At 50.4% G+C, this 20096-nt stretch carries 20 protein-coding genes; 18 read left to right on the top strand and 2 right to left on the bottom strand.

Translation table 11 applies throughout. The features are described from left to right. Positions 1–50: 50 nt before the first annotated feature. Positions 51–335 carry a type V toxin-antitoxin system endoribonuclease antitoxin GhoS gene (gene ghoS / locus ACG1VR_RS13870; protein ID WP_395489087.1) on the bottom strand — a complete coding sequence of 95 codons (285 nt, stop codon included), beginning with the start codon at positions 333–335 and terminating at the stop codon, positions 51–53. Positions 336–424: 89 nt separating this feature from the next. Further along, complete coding sequence (pfkB, locus tag ACG1VR_RS13865) at positions 425–1354, bottom strand: 6-phosphofructokinase II (RefSeq protein ID WP_395489086.1); 930 nt, start codon at positions 1352–1354, stop codon at positions 425–427. Positions 1355–1647: 293 nt separating this feature from the next. On the opposite strand from pfkB, the gene ACG1VR_RS13860 reads away from it, so the two are divergent. The 18 genes from ACG1VR_RS13860 to ACG1VR_RS13775 all read left to right on the top strand — a co-directional run bounded on the left by ACG1VR_RS13860 (position 1648) and on the right by ACG1VR_RS13775 (position 20092). After that, complete coding sequence (locus ACG1VR_RS13860; protein WP_016536006.1) at positions 1648–2406, top strand: YdiY family protein; 759 nt, start codon at positions 1648–1650, stop codon at positions 2404–2406. A 480-nt stretch (positions 2407–2886) separates the two neighbouring features. After that, a complete protein-coding gene (locus ACG1VR_RS13855) occupies positions 2887–3933 on the top strand; it encodes a hypothetical protein (protein ID WP_395489085.1) in 1047 nt (348 codons plus the stop codon). A gap of 1211 nt (positions 3934–5144) precedes the next feature. Further along, positions 5145–5675, top strand: a complete 531-nt coding sequence (locus tag ACG1VR_RS13850; RefSeq protein ID WP_016536011.1) for a fimbrial protein — start codon at positions 5145–5147, stop codon at positions 5673–5675. A 129-nt stretch (positions 5676–5804) separates the two neighbouring features. Beyond that, positions 5805–6368, top strand: coding sequence for a fimbrial protein (locus tag ACG1VR_RS13845; protein ID WP_016536012.1), 564 nt, complete (start codon positions 5805–5807; stop codon positions 6366–6368). A 54-nt stretch (positions 6369–6422) separates the two neighbouring features. Further along, positions 6423–8951 (top strand): outer membrane usher protein, encoded by a 2529-nt coding sequence (locus ACG1VR_RS13840; RefSeq protein ID WP_395489084.1) that lies wholly within the window; start codon positions 6423–6425, stop codon positions 8949–8951. 119 nt (positions 8952–9070) lie between these two features. Then, positions 9071–9841 (top strand): fimbria/pilus periplasmic chaperone, encoded by a 771-nt coding sequence (locus tag ACG1VR_RS13835; RefSeq protein WP_395489083.1) that lies wholly within the window; start codon positions 9071–9073, stop codon positions 9839–9841. Positions 9842–9885: 44 nt separating this feature from the next. After that, on the top strand, positions 9886–10551 hold the full coding sequence (locus ACG1VR_RS13830) for a fimbrial protein (protein WP_395489082.1): 666 nt from the start codon (positions 9886–9888) through the stop codon (positions 10549–10551). Between the two features lie 11 nt (positions 10552–10562). After that, positions 10563–11153, top strand: coding sequence for a fimbrial protein (locus ACG1VR_RS13825; protein WP_395489081.1), 591 nt, complete (start codon positions 10563–10565; stop codon positions 11151–11153). A gap of 194 nt (positions 11154–11347) precedes the next feature. Beyond that, positions 11348–11812, top strand: coding sequence for a fimbrial protein (locus ACG1VR_RS13820; protein WP_395489080.1), 465 nt, complete (start codon positions 11348–11350; stop codon positions 11810–11812). 21 nt (positions 11813–11833) lie between these two features. Then, positions 11834–12358: a fimbrial protein gene (locus ACG1VR_RS13815; protein WP_395491112.1), complete on the top strand. Its 525-nt coding sequence runs from the start codon at positions 11834–11836 to the stop codon at positions 12356–12358. Positions 12359–12595: 237 nt separating this feature from the next. After that, on the top strand, positions 12596–13537 hold the full coding sequence (locus tag ACG1VR_RS13810) for a hypothetical protein (protein ID WP_395489079.1): 942 nt from the start codon (positions 12596–12598) through the stop codon (positions 13535–13537). Between the two features lie 85 nt (positions 13538–13622). Beyond that, positions 13623–13901 (top strand): hypothetical protein, encoded by a 279-nt coding sequence (locus ACG1VR_RS13805; protein ID WP_016536020.1) that lies wholly within the window; start codon positions 13623–13625, stop codon positions 13899–13901. Beyond that, positions 13898–15742 carry a Wzy polymerase domain-containing protein gene (locus ACG1VR_RS13800; protein ID WP_395489078.1) on the top strand — a complete coding sequence of 615 codons (1845 nt, stop codon included), beginning with the start codon at positions 13898–13900 and terminating at the stop codon, positions 15740–15742. Before ACG1VR_RS13805 ends, ACG1VR_RS13800 begins: the two co-directional genes overlap by 4 nt. After that, positions 15739–16119, top strand: a complete 381-nt coding sequence (locus ACG1VR_RS13795; protein WP_395489077.1) for a hypothetical protein — start codon at positions 15739–15741, stop codon at positions 16117–16119. Before ACG1VR_RS13800 ends, ACG1VR_RS13795 begins: the two co-directional genes overlap by 4 nt. Then, positions 16119–16880, top strand: a complete 762-nt coding sequence (locus ACG1VR_RS13790) for a glycosyltransferase family 2 protein (RefSeq protein WP_395489076.1) — start codon at positions 16119–16121, stop codon at positions 16878–16880. The genes ACG1VR_RS13795 and ACG1VR_RS13790 overlap by 1 nt, the downstream gene beginning before the upstream one ends. After that, positions 16877–18616 (top strand): hypothetical protein, encoded by a 1740-nt coding sequence (locus ACG1VR_RS13785; RefSeq protein WP_395489075.1) that lies wholly within the window; start codon positions 16877–16879, stop codon positions 18614–18616. The genes ACG1VR_RS13790 and ACG1VR_RS13785 overlap by 4 nt, the downstream gene beginning before the upstream one ends. Further along, positions 18603–19076, top strand: coding sequence for a hypothetical protein (locus ACG1VR_RS13780; protein ID WP_395489074.1), 474 nt, complete (start codon positions 18603–18605; stop codon positions 19074–19076). The genes ACG1VR_RS13785 and ACG1VR_RS13780 overlap by 14 nt, the downstream gene beginning before the upstream one ends. Beyond that, positions 19076–20092: a WavE lipopolysaccharide synthesis family protein gene (locus ACG1VR_RS13775; RefSeq protein ID WP_395489073.1), complete on the top strand. Its 1017-nt coding sequence runs from the start codon at positions 19076–19078 to the stop codon at positions 20090–20092. Before ACG1VR_RS13780 ends, ACG1VR_RS13775 begins: the two co-directional genes overlap by 1 nt. Positions 20093–20096: the final 4 nt, after the last annotated feature.

The raw sequence follows: 20096 nt of genomic DNA, 5'->3' as shown, positions 1-20096 counted from the left end.
CGGGGCAAAACAGGCGCTAACGCACAATCCCGGCCTGCACTAAGTAAAATTTACGACTTTTGTTTCTGCCATATTTCCCAGCGGGTGATGGCCACCTCAGGCTCTTTACCCAGCGCCACGTTGCCTAATCCTCTGGCGAGTTCCTTAACCTGCTGCTCGTCTAAAGTGCTGATCAGGCCAAAGTTGCCGGGGCCGAGCTCATGCACTTTCCCGTCGTCATCGGTGAGGGTGAGGGTGAAGCCGCCGAGCGTTAACTGATTATTCAGTTCGTTGATTTCGGTTAGCCCCTGTTGCTCAAATTTTACCGTCACCACATAGCGTTCTACGTCACTCATAGTCACTCCATTGTTATCCTGAAGGTTTAGCATAGTTCATGCTGTTGGAATGCGGAGCCTTGTGCGGCTCCGCATGATGCTGATGAAAATTAGCTTTTCAGGTAGCGATAGATATTTTGCGTATTTTCCAGCGAGCAAAGGCGGGTGCCTTTATTTAGCGTCGCAGCGCTCCCGGCCGCAACGCCATAGCGCACGATGTCGAGTAATGAAGCGTTTTCAGCGAGCTTCAGCGTCATGGCGCCGACCATGCTGTCTCCCGCGCCTACGGTGCTTTGGCTTTTTACCGGCGGGGGCACAACATGCACGCAGTTCTGCGAGTCCACGCCCAGCGCGCCCTGCGGCCCAAGAGAAACCACAACGCGTTTCGCCTGGCCGCTGTTTACTATCTGCTGTGCGGCTTTACGCACATCATCCGGCTGGGTGAGTTCGCGCCCAACGAGGGTGCTCAGCTCTTTCTGATTAGGCTTAACCAGTTCGATATTGCCAAGGGCAAGCGTGGCTTTTAACGCCTCGCCCGAGCTGTCCACGATGCAGCGGATCCCTTTATCCTGCGCGGCTTTCACTAATCGGCAAAGTTTTTCTACCTCAACGCCCGGCGGCAGGCTACCGCTAATCACCAGAATATCGCCGCTGCGGATGGAGAGCGCTTTTTCCTCCAGGCGATGAAACTCATCATCGGTTAATGCGGCACCCGGCATCACGAAGCGATACTGTTCGCCGGTTGATTGGGTATGAACGTGGAGATTCTGGCGCGTCCAGTCTCCGGACTCGACCGTATCGACGGCAACTTTCTCCTCGAGCAATAATTCGCTGAGGTGCTGCCCGGTTGCTCCTCCGACCGGAAAAATCGCCGTTGCGTGACCGCCAAGGTGCGCAATGGCGCGCGCAACGTTGATGCCGCCGCCGCCCGGCTCAAAGACCGGCGAGCTGCAGCGAAGCTTTCCTTCAGGGTAAATCTGGTCAGTGACGGTTGCGCTGTCCAGAGAAGGGGCGAGCGTTAATGTGTAGATAGCTGTCATATCTGCTCCTTTTTTTAGCCATTGTCCTAAAGCGTAGCACCGAAGCGGCGGCTTAAATGTTAATTAAAATCATGATTTATCGAATGATTATGCTAAATCCACAATCTTCGTATCCTTATGAAAATAAAAGTATTTTCAGAGCCCTCTTAGATAAAAAATGAAATAAGAATCCATTGCTATGTTAATCGGGAGTTTTTATAATTTGTAACCTTTCCGGGCGGTCTCAGATTTGACCTCCGGGGAAAGATTCCGGAACCTTGATGGTTTCTTTTTTGTGTTGTGCGGATTAATAAATGAAGCTTTTAAAGACAGTACCGGTTGCACTTTTACTCACCGGTGGAGCGTTCTTTAGCCACTTTGCGGTGGCAGATGACTCAGTATTTACTGTCATGGATGACCCGACTACCGCGAAGAAACCCTTCGAAGGTAATTTGAATGCAGGCTATCTTGCGCAGGCAGGCAACACCAAAAGTTCCAACTTGACTGCTAACACCAATATGACCTGGTACAACACCGCTACCGCGTGGTCAATTTGGGGTAACGCCAGTAACACCTCTTCCAATGACGTGCGCTCTTCTGAGAAATACTCGGCGGGCGGGCGTGGTCGTTACAACATGACCGACTATGACTATGTATTTGGTCAGGCAAGCTGGCTGACCGACCGTTACAACGGCTACCATGCGCGCGATGTCTTTACCGCGGGTTATGGTCGCCAGTTGCTGAACGGCCCGGTTCACAGCCTGCGTGTGGAATTCGGTCCAGGCGTTCGTTATGACGAATTTACCGATGGCGAGCACGAGACTCAGGCGCTGGGTTATGCGTCTGCGACTTATAACTGGCAGCTGACCGACAACGCTAAGTTTATTCAGGGCGTTTCGGTGCTGGGCAGCGACGACACTACGGTGAACTCTGAAACGGCTCTCGACGTGGCTATCAGCGAGCATTTTGGCCTGAAAGTGGGCTATAACGTGACCTGGAACTCCGATCCTCCGTCAACGGCACCAAACCATACCGACAGACGTACGCAAATTACCCTCGGGTATAAAATGTAATATTAATAAGCCGGATAATATCCGGCTTTATTTTATCCCGCATTCGCCTTTCCGTTATTTAGCTCGCCCACCCTTCACATTAAATTAACTTTTTAAGCTCATTTACTATAAGATTTCATATCATAATATTTTCTTTAGGAATGATATATTTATTACCGTAGCCTTGCAGAATATAAAACCGGTAAATACGGTCTGATTGACGGGTCTTGAAGTATTTTTCTGTTGCCCGACGGTTTTACAAGATCTTGTGGTAAACAGAAAACCTTTCAAAAATTAATATAAATTCAATTAAAACATTGTGTTACCTCTATATTGTGTGATGTTTCTCGTCGTTTGACTCCCCGGAGGTCTGATGTGAAAATCACGCCCACTTCCATCGGCGTGCGTCATTGAGGCTTCTTTTAGCGTTCTGGTCTAACCCCGTCATCTGAAGCCGCTGGTATTAAAACGAACCAGGCCGAAATATTAAGGGGTTTATTTATGTTTATACGCTTAAATTTATTTGGGCGAGGATCTCGTGGGCGCAAATCAGGCCCTGGGCTGAGTTATGTTCTTTCCGGCATGTTTTTTTTCGGACTTTTTTTTGTAAGTAACGCTGCATTCGCCCTACAGCAAGGGCTTCCAGGGGTTGTCACTTTTGTTTCTTCGGGTGAAGCTGGTGCCCAGTGGTGCGATGGTCAAGGTACGAATATCAAGACTACCTCAGGGGCCACTGACCTGGGTCATGCGTGTGTTCCAACTGGTGCTGATCCGTGGCTTATGAATGCTGGAACGGGCGTATCATTTTATTCTTCGTTTACGGATCTGCTGGCTGGATTATACGTCCCCGTCAAAGATGCTTACGTTGTGCGCCTGTGGATCTGTGATGCCAGCGGCGGTCCTGGCGAATGCACTATGGGCCAAAGCGTTGAGCATCTTGATGCCGCTACTGCTGTAGCGTTAGACTCCAGTAAAACTATCGAGGATCAGGTACCCAGGTGGGGGGGGGTAGCGAAAAAGGTGCTGAATTACCCTTTTAATGCCTGCCTTACTCTGATGGGCTCGAATGGCATTCACTGGAGGGGGGCTCCTGGTACTTTGGTCAGGACATGCACGGATGCCAATGCGTTACCCGATACGCCAGCCTTGTGCTACATCAACTACGGTACTCCGCTGGACGTTTATCTGGGCACCACAGAGCGAAGAGATATTGCGACGGCGCCGAGCAAAGGCGCGGGAAGTAAGTACAAGGCTCCCGTGCTGTGTACCCGGGATTCCAGGGTCGATGTCGTGACGCGGTTCGAATTTGAGCCCATTGTGATAAATGGGGTTGAGCTGGTTAAAACCACAGCCAGTAATACCGGAGTGGCCATTTTTTATAACGGTACACTGGTCGATACAACTACCCGGATTAACGAGAGTTTCGAGCAGGGGACCACAGATACCGAATATGAGTTTCAACTTATCCGCGACCCTAATGTGTCCGTGGGTGAGGTGACAACGGGCGATTTTACCGCCGTGGCTACTGTAATAATGACTCTGCAGTAAGTTTTACACAATCTATTGGGGCATGCCGTATGCCCCTTCTTGGTTTTTAACCATCTGCTTTCCAATTACGGGCCTCAAAAGCAAACAATATGCTTTGTTCCTGAGGCCCGGCTTCAATTGCTCAATCTCTCCTTTTTAGCTGCGTCTACACGAGGCTGTTACGCGCTTAGCTACCCGATTCTCATCTCGTGTTTCTGTTCAAATTCGTCAACCGACCGGGCTGAACTCGTTCTGGATAAGCTGCTTTTGCATCTTGTATGGAAGTGGTTTTGCTTGCTGCGTGACGACTGGCGTTTCTGCTTGTGAGTAACAAGAAGCCGGCTGTCACCTTGAAGATCAAAAATTAATGCGGCTGGTATCTTGCCCGAATGCTTGTTGGTGGCTTTTGGAAGGACGAAATATAAAGCTTTATTCAGCGTTGATTCTAATTTTTCTTTCTCAATACGACGGAATAATAATCAATAGCATTCTAATCATTACCTTGCTATTTTATTATATTGTAAAGATGAACTCTTTATTTCCTTTGGGGTTAATTATATTTTTATTGCTTCATGAATGTTGTTTATATATAACCGTCACACCCTGGTTACATGTTTATGACATAAGTGGCTTTAACTTTGTCCCTTTCTCTATTTTTTATATAAATTTCATTGTCTTATATTAGTCTCATGATCGCCATATGGCGCATGGGATTTATCCTTTTTTTGTTGCGATATGGTTGTCTTTGTCGTCTTTATTGGTGACAAATTTTGGGTTATTTTTGTATTTTGGTTTTATATGCTTTTTTATGTATCAATTTCAGTGTTATAAACCGGATATTGATGTTGAATATGGCCTTTTGGTGATGGATATTACCGTGGCTTGACCTTACTTATCTTAAAAATGAATGGGTAAAGGGTATTTCATCTTTGTTAACCCCTTTAAAAACATGCTGTTATGGTATTTTTGTGCGTTTTTTGGCTTTATTTGACTGAATGGTTCTTAAGGTTGAGAATACGTCTGCTTTGGCACCTAAGAGAATTTCTTGTTTATCGGGATTAGCCCTGGTTGTTTTAGTTTGACTCTGACATTTCTGATATTTTTAAAAGCTGTAGATGTCACTGTTCTTAATTATTCAACCGTCTCGGTTTGGATTCTTTTATTTGCCGGATCTCCACAGGAGATGGATAAATATCTCCGTAGATAAAATATCGGTAAAACAGGAAATAAAAATGAATATGAAGAAAATTGTTCTTGCGATGGCTATGTCTTCCGCAATGATTGCTGGCGCTAATGCTGCAGACCAGGGACACGGTAAAATTACTTTTGAAGGGACCGTTATCGAAGCCGCTTGTTCTATCAATCCTGACAGCCTGGATCAGACCGTTTCTTTAGGTTCTATCGCTCGTCATCAGTTGCTCTCTGGCGGTAAATCTACCCCGCGTGACTTCAGCATCAAACTTGAAGATTGCGATGCCAAAATTGGTTCTAACGCCGAGGTTACCTTTAACGGTCCTGCTGGCGATCAGGGTGAAGGTCTGGACAAAACGTTTGCTACTACAGGTGTTGCCGCGGGTACCGTTGGCGTTGTTATCACCCAGGCAGGCGGCGTTATTGTTGAGCCTAACAAACCAGCAACAGCTATTGCGCTGAATGACGGTGAAAATGAGCTGGCATTCCAGGCTTATGCCCAGGGTGGTACCACGACTGTTGCCACCGGTGCGTTCTCCGCGACCGCTAACTTCGTGATGAACTACAAGTAAAAAATGGCGGCCTGGTTCTGCTACTGACGCTGTCCGTGTAGAGCAAGGTTACTTTTCAAACCCCCAGAATATTTGATATCCGGGGGTTTGAAAGTCGGTCAGAGAGCCCCCTATAAGAGTATTCGCAGCATGTCTGATAGAACCTTAAAGGCGATGAAGATGCTTTATCTGCTCGCTGCGGTGGCTTTGGTCGGAGGGGCATTTATCTCAGGTGCCGCGGCGGCCGAAGTCAAGGAGCATGGCATTGTCACCATGCAGGGCAGCATCATAGACACCGCATGTGCCATTGATATGGCCAGCCTGTACCAGCATATCGAGATGCCGCCGTTGCCCGTCGGGCAAATTATCCGTGACGGATTTGGAACTGGCGTCCCTTTCAGCATCCATTTGTCAGACTGCACGTTACATCACCAGAACCCTGCCTTACCCGACTGGAGCACCTTTCAGGTGACGTTTGACGGTCCGGTAACCAATGACGGGTTATTTGGCGTTCAGGGCCGGGCTGAAGGGATTGGCTTGAGAATTACCGATGAGCGCGGTGCCGTTGCCCAGCCGGGGTATCCCATGGCTCTCCGGGATCTACAGACCGGGGATATGAACCTGAATTTTACCCTGAACCTGGCCGGCAACCACGAACGTTTACGTTCGGGGGACTACCGTACCACTATTCGATTTAAGCTCGATTACTATTGAGGAGGTGCCGGTATGTCATTCTTTAGGCGAACACCTCTTTTGGTGGAAACGTATATGTCTGAATTGCCCCTTTCTTCGAAGAGAAACCGCCTGCGCCCGCTGGTATTAAATATTTTGCTGGCGTTGAGTCTCGGGCAGTTGGGGTTGCCAGCCCATGCGGTCGAGCCTATTCAATTCAATACCGAAGTTCTGGATCTCAAAGACCGTTCACAGATTGATTTGAGCCAATTTTCCCAGGCTGGCTATGTTATGCCCGGAACCTATAGCCTGGCTTTGCAAATCAACACCAGTTCGCTGCCGGAACAGGCCGTGCGTTTTTTAGTTCCCGATGATGACGCAAACGGCAGCCTTGCCTGCCTGACGCCAGAAATCGTGCCGATATTGAACCTCAAGCACGATGCTGAAGGGCAGCTAACCTGGTGGCACCACAATGAATGTCTCAACCCGGCCTCACTGCCAGGAATGACCATTGAGGGCGATATGGGGGCCGGGGTGTTGCATGTAAACATTCCGCAAGCCTATCAAGAATATACCGCAGAGAACTGGGATCCCCCGGCTCGCTGGGATGAAGGCGTTGCGGGTCTGCTTTTCGACTACAGCCTGAATGGCCAGGACATTAAACAGCAGGGGGAATCAGGCAGCGAGAGTCGTTCCCTCTCCGGTAACGGGGTAGCGGGAGCAAACTTCGGGCCATGGCGGCTGCGTGCGGACTGGCAGGCAGAATATAACCATGGCTCGGGGGACGGTGGCGTCGAGCGGAACTGGACATGGAACCGCTATTACATGTACCGCGCGATTAAAGCATTACGGGCGCAGCTTATGCTGGGTGAGAATTATCTTAACTCCGGTATGTTTGATAGCTTTCGCTATACCGGCGCAAGCCTGGTTTCCGATGACGGTATGTTGCCCCCTAACCTGCGTGGCTATGCGCCTGAAGTGACCGGCGTGGCAAAAACGAATGCAAGAGTCACCATTAGCCAGAGTGGGCGGGTTATTTACGAAACCACCGTGGCTGCTGGTCCGTTCCGTATTCAGGATTTGAATAATACCGTTAGCGGTAAGCTTGATGTGAAAATCCAGGAGTCGGATGGTAGCGTCCAGACCTTCGAGTTAGATACGGCGACCATTCCCTACCTGACGCGCCCTGGCGTTATCCGCTACAAATTTGCCAGCGGCAAACCCTCTAATTATGGGCACCATGGGCAGGGGCAGGGATTTGCTACCGGCGAGTTTTCTATGGGGATCAGCAACGGCTGGTCAGCCTTTGGCGGTCTGCTTGCCGCCGGGGATTATAATGCGCTTGCGGTGGGCATAGGTCGTGACCTGCTGGAGTTCGGTGCTATGTCTTTTGATATCACCCAGTCACGGGCTAAATACCCAAACGGCAATACCCTTCAGGGGGGCTCATACCGCCTAAGTTACTCCAAACGTTTTGATGCCACGGACAGCCAGGTGACATTTGCGGGCTACCGCTTTTCCGAGCGTAACTTCCGCAGTATGTCTCAGTACCTTAATGAGAGATATCAGAACAGCTATAGCGGCGGCAATAGTAAGGAATTTTATACCCTGAATTTCAACCAGCAAATCCGCGCGCTGAATATGACCGCCTATCTGAACTACGGGCATCAGACCTATTGGGATCGATCTCCCAGCGACACTTATACCTTATCGGTTTCTCGTTACTTTGATTTTTGGAAGTTCAAAAATGCAAGCGTGAACTTTTCAGCGTTCCGTACGAAGAAAGACGGCATTAATGACGATGGTATGTATGTCAGTATTTCCGTGCCGTGGGGTGAGAGCGGTTCGTTGAGTTACGACACTCAGGCCGAACGAGGCGGCGGCAGCAGCCATAACCTGGGGTACAGCGACCGTATAGGCGAGCGGGATAACTATCGAATTTCGGCAGGCGTGGGCCAGGATAAAAGTAAAAGAGTAAGTGGCTATTTATCCCACCAGGCGAGCCTGGCTGAAATCAATGCTTCGGCGAGTTATGAACGTAACAACTACACCTCCCTGGCGGTATCGATGAAGGGAGGGGTGACCGGTACTGCTAATGGGGTCGCGCTGCATCGCAGCGGTATGCCGGGGGGAACACGAATGATGGTGGACACCGGTGGCGCCAGCAATGTGCCGGTTCGTGGTGTGGGCTCGTCAACTTATACCAACATGTTTGGTAAAGCGGTTGTCAGCGATGTCAGCAGTTATTACCGCAACAGCCTTAACGTCGATCTGAACGAACTTGGTAATAACGTTGAGGCGACGCGCTCGGTGGTTGAAGGAACCTTAACTGAAGGGGCTATTGGTTACCGCAAGTTCGGCATTATTGAAGGGCAAAAGGGCATGGCGGTTATTCGTCTTGTCGACGGCAGCTCCCCGCCTTTCGGTTCTGTTGTGATGAATGCAAATAGCGATCAGACCGGGATGGTCAGTGAAGAAGGAAACGTCTGGCTGTCAGGGATGAACCCTGATGAGCGGATGGTCGTGAAATGGAACGGGGCAGAACAGTGTGGATTTACGCTGCCGTCGGCCATCCCGGAGGGAAGTCTGTTGCTGCCTTGCTTGCCGGTAATACATAAAAGTTAGTCCGACGAACGTTCCGTCAAAGCGTTAATGGGGCGTCAGCAGAATTTAATGTTTGATAATGGCCAGCCCGAGAAGGGCTGGCCGATAAAAAGTTTTAACTCGGAGAAATAGAGTACGCCATGGTTAATGTAAAACGCATATCAGCAAAGTTCACCGCTATCCAGGTGACAACGGTAACATTAATGCTTTCAACCTTGCTGGCATCTCAGGGGGCTGGCGCGGCTATTAGTCTGGACCGAACCCGTGTGATTCTGGACGGTGAAGCCAGGTCCGTTACCTTGACCGTTACCAATAAAAATAAGGCGCTTCCTTATCTGGCTCAGACATGGGTCGAGGATGAGCAGGGGAACAAAATTCAGAAGCCGCTGCTGGCTTTGCCTCCTTTGCAGCGTGTGGAGCCCGGCGCTAAAGGGCAAATTAAGGTGCAGGTTGCCTCGGATATGGAACAGCTGCCGCAGGACAAAGAAAGCGTTTTCTATTTCAACGTCCGGGAAATCCCGCCTAAGTCCACCAAGGCCAACTCATTGCAGATAGCTTTGCAGACGCGAGTGAAACTCTTTTATCGCCCGGCTGCTATCCATCTGGATCAGAACAGTAAGCCCTGGGAGCAGATAACGCTTACGCGTCAGGGAGATAAGTATGTTGTTCATAATCCAACCCCTTATTTCGTCACATTAACGGCCGTTTCACCTTCTGCGACAGGCAATCAAGTGGCTGGTTTTATCCCCGTGATGCTTAGCCCTAAGGCGGACGTCACATTAACGGGCAGCGCTAAAGCTATGGGGAACTCCCCAGTACTGACCTATATCAATGATTACGGGGGTCACCCGCGCCTTGCGTTTGGCTGCGCCGGGAGCGTTTGTAGCGTGAAAAGCTCGCTAGCCGGGTAAATTAGTTTTGGGCTGAAGCAGCGCGTTAGCTCTCGGCGATTGGCGTGAGCAAGACGGTAACATTGAGCAATATAAACATGCACAAAACAGAGAAAAGTAGGGCGGTGCGGCGAAAAAATGGAGTGATTTCCTCTCGTGGCTTAGCGGCAGCGTTGATGTTTGCGGGGGGGGCGTTTTTCCAGGCTTCGGCCTCATTACCTGATAACTGGGAAGTGGAAGGTGCGCACGGCGAGTTAGCCGTGGAGGGAAGGTTGCTGGAAGGCGCTTGCTCTTTGGATATGAAGTCCATCTGGCAGGATGTTGAGCTCGGTACGGTTTCTACTGCCGGGCTGATTCATCCCGGGGATACCGGTGAGCCGACTCATTTTACCGTTGTGTTGCACGATTGCATTCGCATGCGCGGAGATGAACAGGACTGGCAAACTGACGAGCATACCTGGGATCCTTTTCAGCCGGTGCTGACGCTTTCATTTGATGCTGGCCACGTGAGTCACAGCGACCTGATCCAGGTGGCTGGTCTGGATGGAATTGGGCTAAGAATCAGTGATGTAAAACATCATGAAATTGAGTTGGGGCATAGAATCTCACCGCAGTTTTTGAGCGTTGGTGATAATACGCTGGAATTTACCATCACGCCCGAGAGAACATCGGCACCTTTATTGACGGGGCATTTCCGGGCAGTGGTGAATTTTCAACTGAGTTATGACTGAGGCCGGGCACGATGAATGGGCAAAAATATCTTTCCTGCGCGTTGAAACAAGCTGGGCGCACGGTCGCAGCGGTGAAAAATGGCTCACTATGCTTTTTTCTGCTGGCGATGGCGATGGCGATGGCGATAACGAATACTGCATTAGCAGCGGATAATGTTGAGATAAAAGGTGAGTTAGTTACCGAACCTTGTTCATTATCCCCGGAGAGTGAACTTATCCCTCTGGATTTTAAAAGTGTTGTGAGCAAGTATCTTTATATTAACGGACGTACTTCGGGAATACCGTTTATCATTAAGCTCGTTGATTGTGACACCAGTCTGGGAAATACGGCTATGGTGGCATTTACCGGGAGCGAAGGCGTGCTGCCGGGGCTAATGGTGCCCGACGACGGAGACACGCACGGTATTGCTTTTGGCATTGAAACCCGTGAGGGTCAGCCCGTCCCCTTTAATAAACTGAGCCCAGTTTTTGAACTTAGCGATGGCGAAACCGAGATTAATTTACAGGGGTACATTCAGGCAGAGCCTGACGCTTTAAAAAATGAAAGTATTTTACTTGGCCCTTTTATTGGCACGGCAACTTTCGAAATAAACTATCCGTAGCCTATTTTATTGATAAGCAGAGCGTATTGTTTGTGATAGCGGGGCCTCTGCATACAGGAAATATTATGATTATTAGAAAACAAAAAAACTGTTTGCGCAGAGGCTTATGCCAATTACTGACAATGACCTGTTTGTCAATGTCTATCATTCCCCCGACAGCGGCAGATATGGGTGTCCCCGGGGAGGAATATAAAATGACTATGAATATGAGAGGGACGATTACTGCATCGGGAACATGCAAATTTAAAGAAAGGCTCACGCCGATAGATTTTGGTGAAGTGTACTACAGCGCAATGAGCGGCAGTAATACGCTTAAAGATGTTGCCCCCAAGGAACTTGATGCCGTAATGGATTGTTCTGAAGATTATTTTGGCGCTACAAATATGGTATTAACCCCGGGTAAAGGAACGGTTGATTACCAGGGAGCTAAGCTCATGCAGGTTGTTGATGATAGCAAAGGGACGGTAAGTAAGGATCTGGCGATTCGCCTACTGGTAAATTCAGTTTCTCAAAACATAGGTGAAGATTTTGCCGTTGATATTACACAACCTTCAGGGCCAAAACTGGAAGTTGAACTGGTTCAAATTGGCAACGGCAAGAGTTTTGTCAGTGGCGCAACTTTCAGCGCTACGGCAACGTTGACGCTGAACTTCCTCTAATAAATGGGGCATATAAAAGTGATGAACAGTGAGAATTGGGGGCGAATTAAATCAGTGATGCAAGCTTTTTTAGTTGCCACAGCTGTGTTGCCCATTTTTAGTCATGCAACTCAAATGGGTGATACCAAGGACTTTACCTTTAAGGGACGGTTGCATGAGATGATTGCTTGCTCCATAGATAATGGCAACCAGATTATCGTCGATTTTAAAAATGTCGGCATTTCAAAGGTGGATAGCGGCATCTATATAAAGCCGATAGAGTTTAAACTTGACTGCGGAAGCGCAACGTCAAGCAATACGATTATTATGTCGTTTACTACCGCTTCGGTGGCACCCTCGGATAAAAGTGCGATGCAGACCAGTGCGCCTGGATTATGGGCTAAAATTCTTAAAGACAGTATGCCCTATGAATTGGGTACTGAATTTAAAATTTTAGATCCTGATAATCCGCCAAAGTTCGAGGTTTTATTAGCAAAAGACCCGGCAGTTGATTTGCAGGAAGCTTCTTTTTCGGTTACCGGAACGTTGCTGGCAGAGTATATGTGACAACATTATCATTTCTCGCTTATGCGGAAGGTAGACATAGTTAATACAGGGTGCTCTTCTGTTTTTGGTTTTTACATTGTCGAGTAAATAATTATTCAAATGCTGCTTGGCTTTGTATCGAAGTATTAATTGTGGCTGGCTGATGTGCAGGAAGCGCGGTGCTTTTAATAATTGAAAGTGATCTTCACAATAATATTGGTTTGATTTTTTTTGATAAAAATTATTTGAGTTAATGCCATGTTTAAAAATAAATTATATCCAGGTTTGCGTGTTGCAGGCCTAGCCGCCGCATTGTTATTCCCGTCTCTTGCATGGTGCGCCGCCTCAACGGCGCATATAGCTAAGAATGATGTTAAAAGCGCTGAACCCGCTTCCGCGACTAAAGAGAGCGTTAAGCCGGAACAGCATACGGATGCGAGACCCCTGTCCGAATATGGCGTGAGCGGTATGGTGCTGGAGGCTCAGAACCACCGGCTGCAGGACGATCTGGATAAGTTGTATCAGGAACGTCGTGATTTAAATAGCAAGCTATCTGAGCTGCAAAAGGCACAGGACGCCCTCAAGGCCGCGGCGGAAGAGAACGCGCAGCCTCCGGTTTCTGACGATCAAAAAATGGCCTATGTTGCAGGGCTATCGCTGACCTCTGGCATTCAGAGGCGGCTTGATAGCTGGACGGCATTAGGAATAAAGGTTGACTCAGTCTGGCTGGACAGGGGGCTGCGAGATGGTCTGGACTCACGTCAAAGCCTGAACCCCGAACAGGCTGAATCCGCCTGGCAGAGTTTTAGCAGCCTGATTCAAATCGCCGTGGATGAAGAAATGAAGGCCGGCAAAGAGAGCATTATAAAAAAACTTAATGGTCGAACTCCCGCGCTCGAAAAAAACGGCATGACTTTTCTGGTGCTGAAAAAGGGGAAACCGGTAGACGATAAAAATGCTCCGGTAAAACTTGCCCTGCGCGAGCAGATTCTCGGTGGCCGGGTGGTCAGCGAGGTGCCCTCTTTAATCCTCTCTTCTGAAGATGAAATGCCTGCTGTGATTCGCAATGCATTACCTCTATTGGGAGCCGGTGGCTCCGTTACAGCCTATGCGTTGGCTAAATCTGTCTATGGCCAGCTGCCTCTGCCAACCGACGTTCAGCCCTTTACCGTGCTTGAGTACCGCATAACCAGACTATAGAGCTCGTTTGGTTGTGAGGGGGGGGGCGTGCCCACCGGGATAGAGCTCATTCTGGCCGAATAACGATGAGAAAGGCGTACAGATAATGATGCGAACAAAAAGGTCGGTTAACGAAAACCAGCTCGACGATCCGATGTATCGACTTGGCGTGCTGGAAAATGCCGTTATCAACTACGGCGGCGGGATAGTGCATCTCCAGGAGCGAGTACTCAAAGCGGCGAAGCCATTATGGCTTAGCGACCCTGAGACCGCGCGGCTGCTCGAGGATGTCGCCCGCTATCTGCGAGACATCACCTTTGCCGGAGAGCTAGATTTGGAGCATATGCAGACGGATATCGCTAAACGAAAGGCTGACTTTAAATGATGTATTTACCTTTGCGAGCCTTCTCTCGCTACTTTAAAAGGGCGATTCCGGATTGCGCCATAGTGGGAATGCTTGCCCTGCTATTGAGCGTTTTATTAATTATTCCCTGGCCAACTTTGCCGGGAACGGGATTGCTGCTAACGATAAATTTGATTACCTGGATTTGGGTTGGCCTGTGCGGCCTGGGCCTTTGCACGACATTATTGCGCCGTCGTCTTCAGGGCGGACAAGTGGCAAAGCTGGTATTTACCGGTGCGCTGCTGATGAGCCTGCCCCTAATGTGGACCTCAGAAACTTTTCGTTCGAATGCCTATGACAGGGTTGCCGGATTGTGGGGGATGGCCGTTTTTTTATGCCTTCTTTTACAGGTTCCGGCTCGCGGCGATTTGCGCCGCCGTATCTACGCGACGATCGTCTTTGCCGGCCTGATTCAGGTTGGCCTGAGCGTCTGGCAGCTTCTGTTTCCCGCTTCGGCTCAGGTCTGGATGGGTTATGACATCAATCTTATGGCCAGCCGCCCGGCGGGCAGCCTGAGTCAGGCTAATCAGCTTGGCTCTTTTGTCGCTACAGCTTTGGCCTGCTCGGTCTTGTTGGGTACCGGAAGCCTAAAGCGTAAACGCTATCTGCATATTTTAAATGGTCTGAGTACGTTATTGCTGAGCGCCGGGGTCATTCTGACGCAATCCCGTGCAATGCAGGTAGCCTCGGTACTGGCGGTGGTTGTTTTGCTGCTGCTCAACACCAATGCCGTGCGTCACGTCGGAATATGGCTGATCGCAGGCGTAATTACCGGCTCGTTACTTTTCCCCACGTTGCAGTCGATGCGGCAGGCCGCTGATGCAGAAGCCACCAATACACAACCGGTTGATTACCAGGCTCGCCTGAAGTGGAACCGTGCTCACTCCAATAACGAGCGGTTCGTGATGATGCAGGCCACTACGACAATGGAGCGTCACTATATTTTCGCTGGCGAAGGGTTGGGGAGTTTCGAGGTTCTGTTCCCGAAAATCCTGTCCCAAAATGGCGTGAATAATCCCTTTCCGCTGACGGTAAGCCACCCGCATAACGAAATCCTTTACGCCTGGTTCGAAGGCGGGATTGTTGCGGTGATAGGCCTGTTTGCGTGGCTTTGTGTTGGCTTTATGCCGTTCCAGCGCCTCTTGACGAGCTGCTGGCGACGCTTAGCCTGCAGCGGAACCTCTGATGGGCTTGCCGGGCGAAAAGTTGCCTCCCGTGGTGCCATTATCTTACCGCTTATCGCCCATACCATGAGTGAGTTTCCTCTGTATCAGTCCGCTATTCATGCCGTCCTGCTGGTGGTTCTCGTTTGGCTGGCTTTGCCCGTTCGGGTGGTGCGCCCGGCGGCGTCATCTTCTTTTTTTGCGGGATTCGGCCTGCGCGTGGCGCTGACCTCTGCCGTGGCTCTGCTAAGCCTGACTGTGATTGTTTTTATGGCTACAGGCCTAAGCACCGCCTCACAGCTTAGAGATGCCGAATCTTTTGAAATGATGGATTCCACCGCGCTGTTGGAGGTGATGAATCCCTGGTCTCAGCCCGACCGCTTGCTCTTTGATCGGGCGGTGACCGAATTGATGGTGTTTAGCCAGACTCATGATCAAACCGCTCTCGACCGCTTCCAGGCAATGGCTGAAAACTGGCTTGGACGCCATAACGACGCAAACCTCACGTGGAGCCTTGTGCGTATTGCACGGCTACACAGAAATGAGTTGCGTGAGGAGTATTGGCGTCATCGCGGCTGCCTTAGTTTTAGCCAGGACATGCGTTTTCAGTGCGATGGATCCCCGAGTGTGGGTTCAACGTTATTACGGAGTAAAAAATGACAACACATATGGAGACCGTTGCGTCGCCACTTTCGCTGCCTGGCGGCGTTAAACATGACCGGCTGGAGAAAATGACCGGGGGCTGGTTCGTGGGGGCTTTTACTCCTGTAGCCCATAGCACTCCGGATGTTGAAGTCGCAATGCAGCATTTTGCTGCAGGCTATGTGGGCGCCTCCCATCATCACAAAGTGGCAACAGAGGTCACTTTACTTATTTCCGGGCGCGCTCGCATGGCCGGAATGGAGATGGTCGCGGGGGACATACTGACATTATCGCCGGGTGTTTCCTCCTCTTTCGAAGCTATAGAAGACTGCGTGACCGTGGTGGTGAAACACCCGGGCGCGCTGAATGACAAATACCTTGATGAGAAAGTCTGATGCTTAATATCGTTATCCCAATGGCAGGCCTTGGAAGCCGTTTTGCGCAGGCTGGTTTTACCGATCCTAAGCCTTTTATCCCGGTAGGTGGATTGCCGATGGTTGAATTGGTTATCCGTAATTTAAGACCTTCTCGCCCACATCGATTTATCTTCATTTGCCAGCAGACGCATCTCGATCGCTATGATTTTTATCGTCGTTTGCAGGCTATTGCCCCCGGCTGCGAAGTTATTGGTCTTTCTGGCGTGACGGAGGGCGCCGCTTGTTCGGTACTGGCTGCTTCCTCACTTATTAATAACGACGACCCTTTGATGGTGGCAAATTCAGACCAGTGGGTTGACGTTGATATTGATAGCTATTTAAGCGCCATGGAGGAACGGCAGTTAGACGGCCTGATTATGACCTTTACTGCCGCCGACCCCAAATGGTCTTACGTTCTGCGGGATACGCAAAATCGGGTCTGCAAAGTCGTAGAAAAAGAAGTGGTTTCTGACGAGGCTACCGTGGGTATTTATAACTTCCGCCGTGGGAGCGATTTCTGCCGTCTGGCACAAGAAATGATCGAGCGTGACGAGCGCAGCATGGGTGAATTTTACGTCGCGCCGGTTTATACCCATCTTTATCAGGAGGGGTTTACCCGCATCGATACCTGCCAAATTGGCGCGGGAATGTATGGCCTGGGTACGCCGGCCGATCTCGCTACCTTTATTAATAGTCATGTACTGAATAAAGCGCTGAATAGCGGCCGGGTTGCCGCATGAACATCATCGCTCTTGCACATATCCATGCCCTGAAATATCCGGGCTGCTATAGCTTGTTTGATCCCGCAAGCCTGAAGGTTGCCGACCCGGATAATACGACGGTTATTACCTTTGCCGGAAGCAGCTTGCCTGCACGTAGAATGTCCGCGCTGGACAGGCTGGACGTTGCGCCTGAAGGCGACATTGTGCTGTCGTATTTCGATAGTTCTCCTCTCGGGCCCCAGCTTCTCTGGGATGCTGCACACCGCCTGCCTGTCGGCAAAACGCTCTATTTACAAGCGTCCGACGAAGTGGCGGAGATCCTCTCGCGTTCCTACTACCGCGATACATTTTGTGAGACGGCGAGAACGTCCTCTGGCGTACGTTCTTTTACTAAGACAGGCACGCTCATGGCCGAGGCCGACCGTGGGCTGGATGCATGGAGTTTCTGCATTCCAACCGGCAACGGCGACCCGGCTTTGTTAAATGACTGCGTGGCAAGAATACTGGCGCTGAATGTCCCGCAATTCGAGATTATCCTCTGTGGCCGCCCGAGAGAGGATTTCCTCTACTGGTCACAGGTGCGCATCGTTGGTGAGGATATTTCTGCTCCGCCGGTGCATATCACCCGCAAAAAAAACGTGCTGGCTCAGGAAGCTCATTACCCGAATCTTTGCATTTTGCATGACCGGGTTTTACTGCCGCTTAACTTTTATCAGGCGGTTCAGCAGTTCGGAGATGATTACCCGTTTGTCGGTTTTCAGTCCTTCTGGTTTGCCGATAAATGGCAGGCCGTACCCCGGCGCTACTCGGACACGGATGTTGCTACTGTGCTGCCGGATATAAACTTCCGCGCAGGCCGCGTGGAGCGAAAAAATCGACGCTTATTTGAGTCGATGCGTCAGTCATACAGGCATCCTGAACGTGCCAGCTTTGGGCGTGAATATTTAACTGGCAGTTTATATCTCTGCAAAAAATCCGTCTGGGCGCATCTTCCACAAAATGAAGACCTCTACTGGCAGGAATACGAAGATGTCGAGCAGGGTTTGTGCGCCGCCGCCGAAGGGATTCCTTCTCGTATTAATCCCTATAGCCTGACCTCGAGTAATTTTTATCGCAGCGTTTTTCATTGTCTTGGTCGGACTTTGTGCATGAAAAAGAACGGGCGAGTCACACTCCAGCGTGCCCCACAGGAACTATGGGGTTTTCCGCGTCGCCCTCATCTTGGTATCTCTCAGGCAACGGCCGTGGCGCGTTTATCCGAGTTCGCACACCGTTATATCGGTGACGATAGCCTGGTACGCCAGAGCAAATCTTTAATTGGGGTACGGCGATATATCCTTATTGCTCGCCTGTTATGGGCAGCGAAAGGCGATACCACAAATCTTGTTGATGATTGGCATAGCCTTGTGCTTTGTGAAGCTGCTATTCCGCAGGACAAAGAGTACCTCCAGTCGGTACTGGATGGCATCGCCGGTAACGCGCGCAAAAAAATCAACTGGTTACGCCATCCATCTCTAAGCCGGCAGCTTTACAACAACCCCTTTAGTTCGCTTTTTTTATCTGATGACGGCAAACCGGTATTCGCGGGGCCGCTGCGTCGGGCTTTTGGCAGCCTGGTCAGTGCCGTTTGGCTCAAGTATGGCTGTAGCCACACCGCCATTCGCCTTCCGTTGTTCGAATTATGGCGTCTGCTTATTTCCTGTAATGAAGTATCGCATACGAATAACTCGGGGGTTAGCCATGAAAAAGGCTGATATCCGCGTGGTAACTGGTACTGAGGGAGAGGTCATTGACTGGCTGAATGGAGTGAACACGCTGCCTGAACTTCCTGCCCTGGCAGACGTTACTTGCCTGTGGTTCACGCTTAATAATGAGGCCTCGCCGGTTTATGAAAAGCTTCATGCTAATGGTGTTCAGACCGTGGTTATTCTGCATCAGGATGGCTGGTTTACGCCGCCTGAAAATATAGAACCAGCGCTAAGTCGTTACATTCTTCAGGCTCGATGCCTCGAGCAGCCACTCTGGCTCGTGCTGTCTGGTGGCGATTTAGCGGGTAGCAAGCAGGCCTGGGAAGAAAAGCAGGCATTTGTTACGCACGGCAGGCCCCCGCTGTTCCGACTGCAGGCGCTGGTTCTCGCAACTAGCCTGGTTTATGGCGAGCAGGCCAGAAAAGTGTTAAGGCCGCTCCTACGCCTGGTCCGCAGGAGGAAGTAATGCAAAGCTTAAGTATTGTTTTGCAAGGGCCGCTGGGTGATGCGGGGGAGCTGCCCCGGACTACCTGGAAATACATTCTGCGAACGCGGCGGACATTCCCTCTCGCCGAACTCATTGTATCTGGCTGGAAAACCAGCCCTGAGCGTGATGCTCAACTGCAGGCCCAACTGGCCGGGCAGAACATCATCCTGGTCTTAAGCGATGATCCTGGCCCGGTTGTGGGTTACGACCGTGGCGGAAAATATGTCACCAATGTGAATAGGCAATTGATCTCAAGCCGCACCGGGCTTGCTGCGGCTACGCGTCCGCTGGCAATCAAGATGCGTATCGACAGCTACCTGTATTCACGCAAGCTTGTCAGGTTATTGACCAGCCGCGTGCTGGCACTGGATGGCCTTGATCGTGACGGCCGCTACACGGTTTTCCAGTCCAGAGTTATCAACTTGAATCTGTACGCCCGCGATGCGCGAGGGAGTATTCCGATTCTGTTTCATCCAGGCGATATCATGCTGGCCGGTAAAACGGCAGATGTGCGCTCCTTTTTTGCCGCACCTCTGGCCCACCACGATGACCTGTTCCATCCTACGGGCATCGCAGGTCTCTGGAGCGCGTGGCGCTATGTCTCCGAGCAATACTACTGGATCCACGCGATTGCCAAAGCCAGGGGAGTTACGGTTTTTGAGGGCAATTTTTCCCACACAGCTGCTCTGCTCGACTGCTCGGAAAGATATTACCTGGCTAATTTCATTCCTTACAGCCCACGTCAGCTGGGTTTTCGTTGGCCAAAATACTGGCGTAGCTACCCGCTGCGCGGGTTATTCAGCATTTATACCCAACGCCGCTGGCTGCGGCTTCACCACCGGGTCCACGGGCAATCAACCCCTCTGACGCCAATGCTATTGCTGGATATGGCAGGCACTCTGATTTGGCGAGCCTGTTACCGACTAAGGGCAAGAATAGTGCGTGTTCCGCATATTCGTAGAGTGCTGCTTGCACTTTTTTCTCATCGTAAATAGGAAC

Source organism: Cedecea davisae, assembly GCF_044095835.1.
GTDB lineage: Bacteria > Pseudomonadota > Gammaproteobacteria > Enterobacterales > Enterobacteriaceae > Cedecea > Cedecea davisae.
The sequence above is the reverse complement of the archived record's forward strand: the minus strand, read 5'-3'. Positions and strand labels throughout refer to the sequence as shown.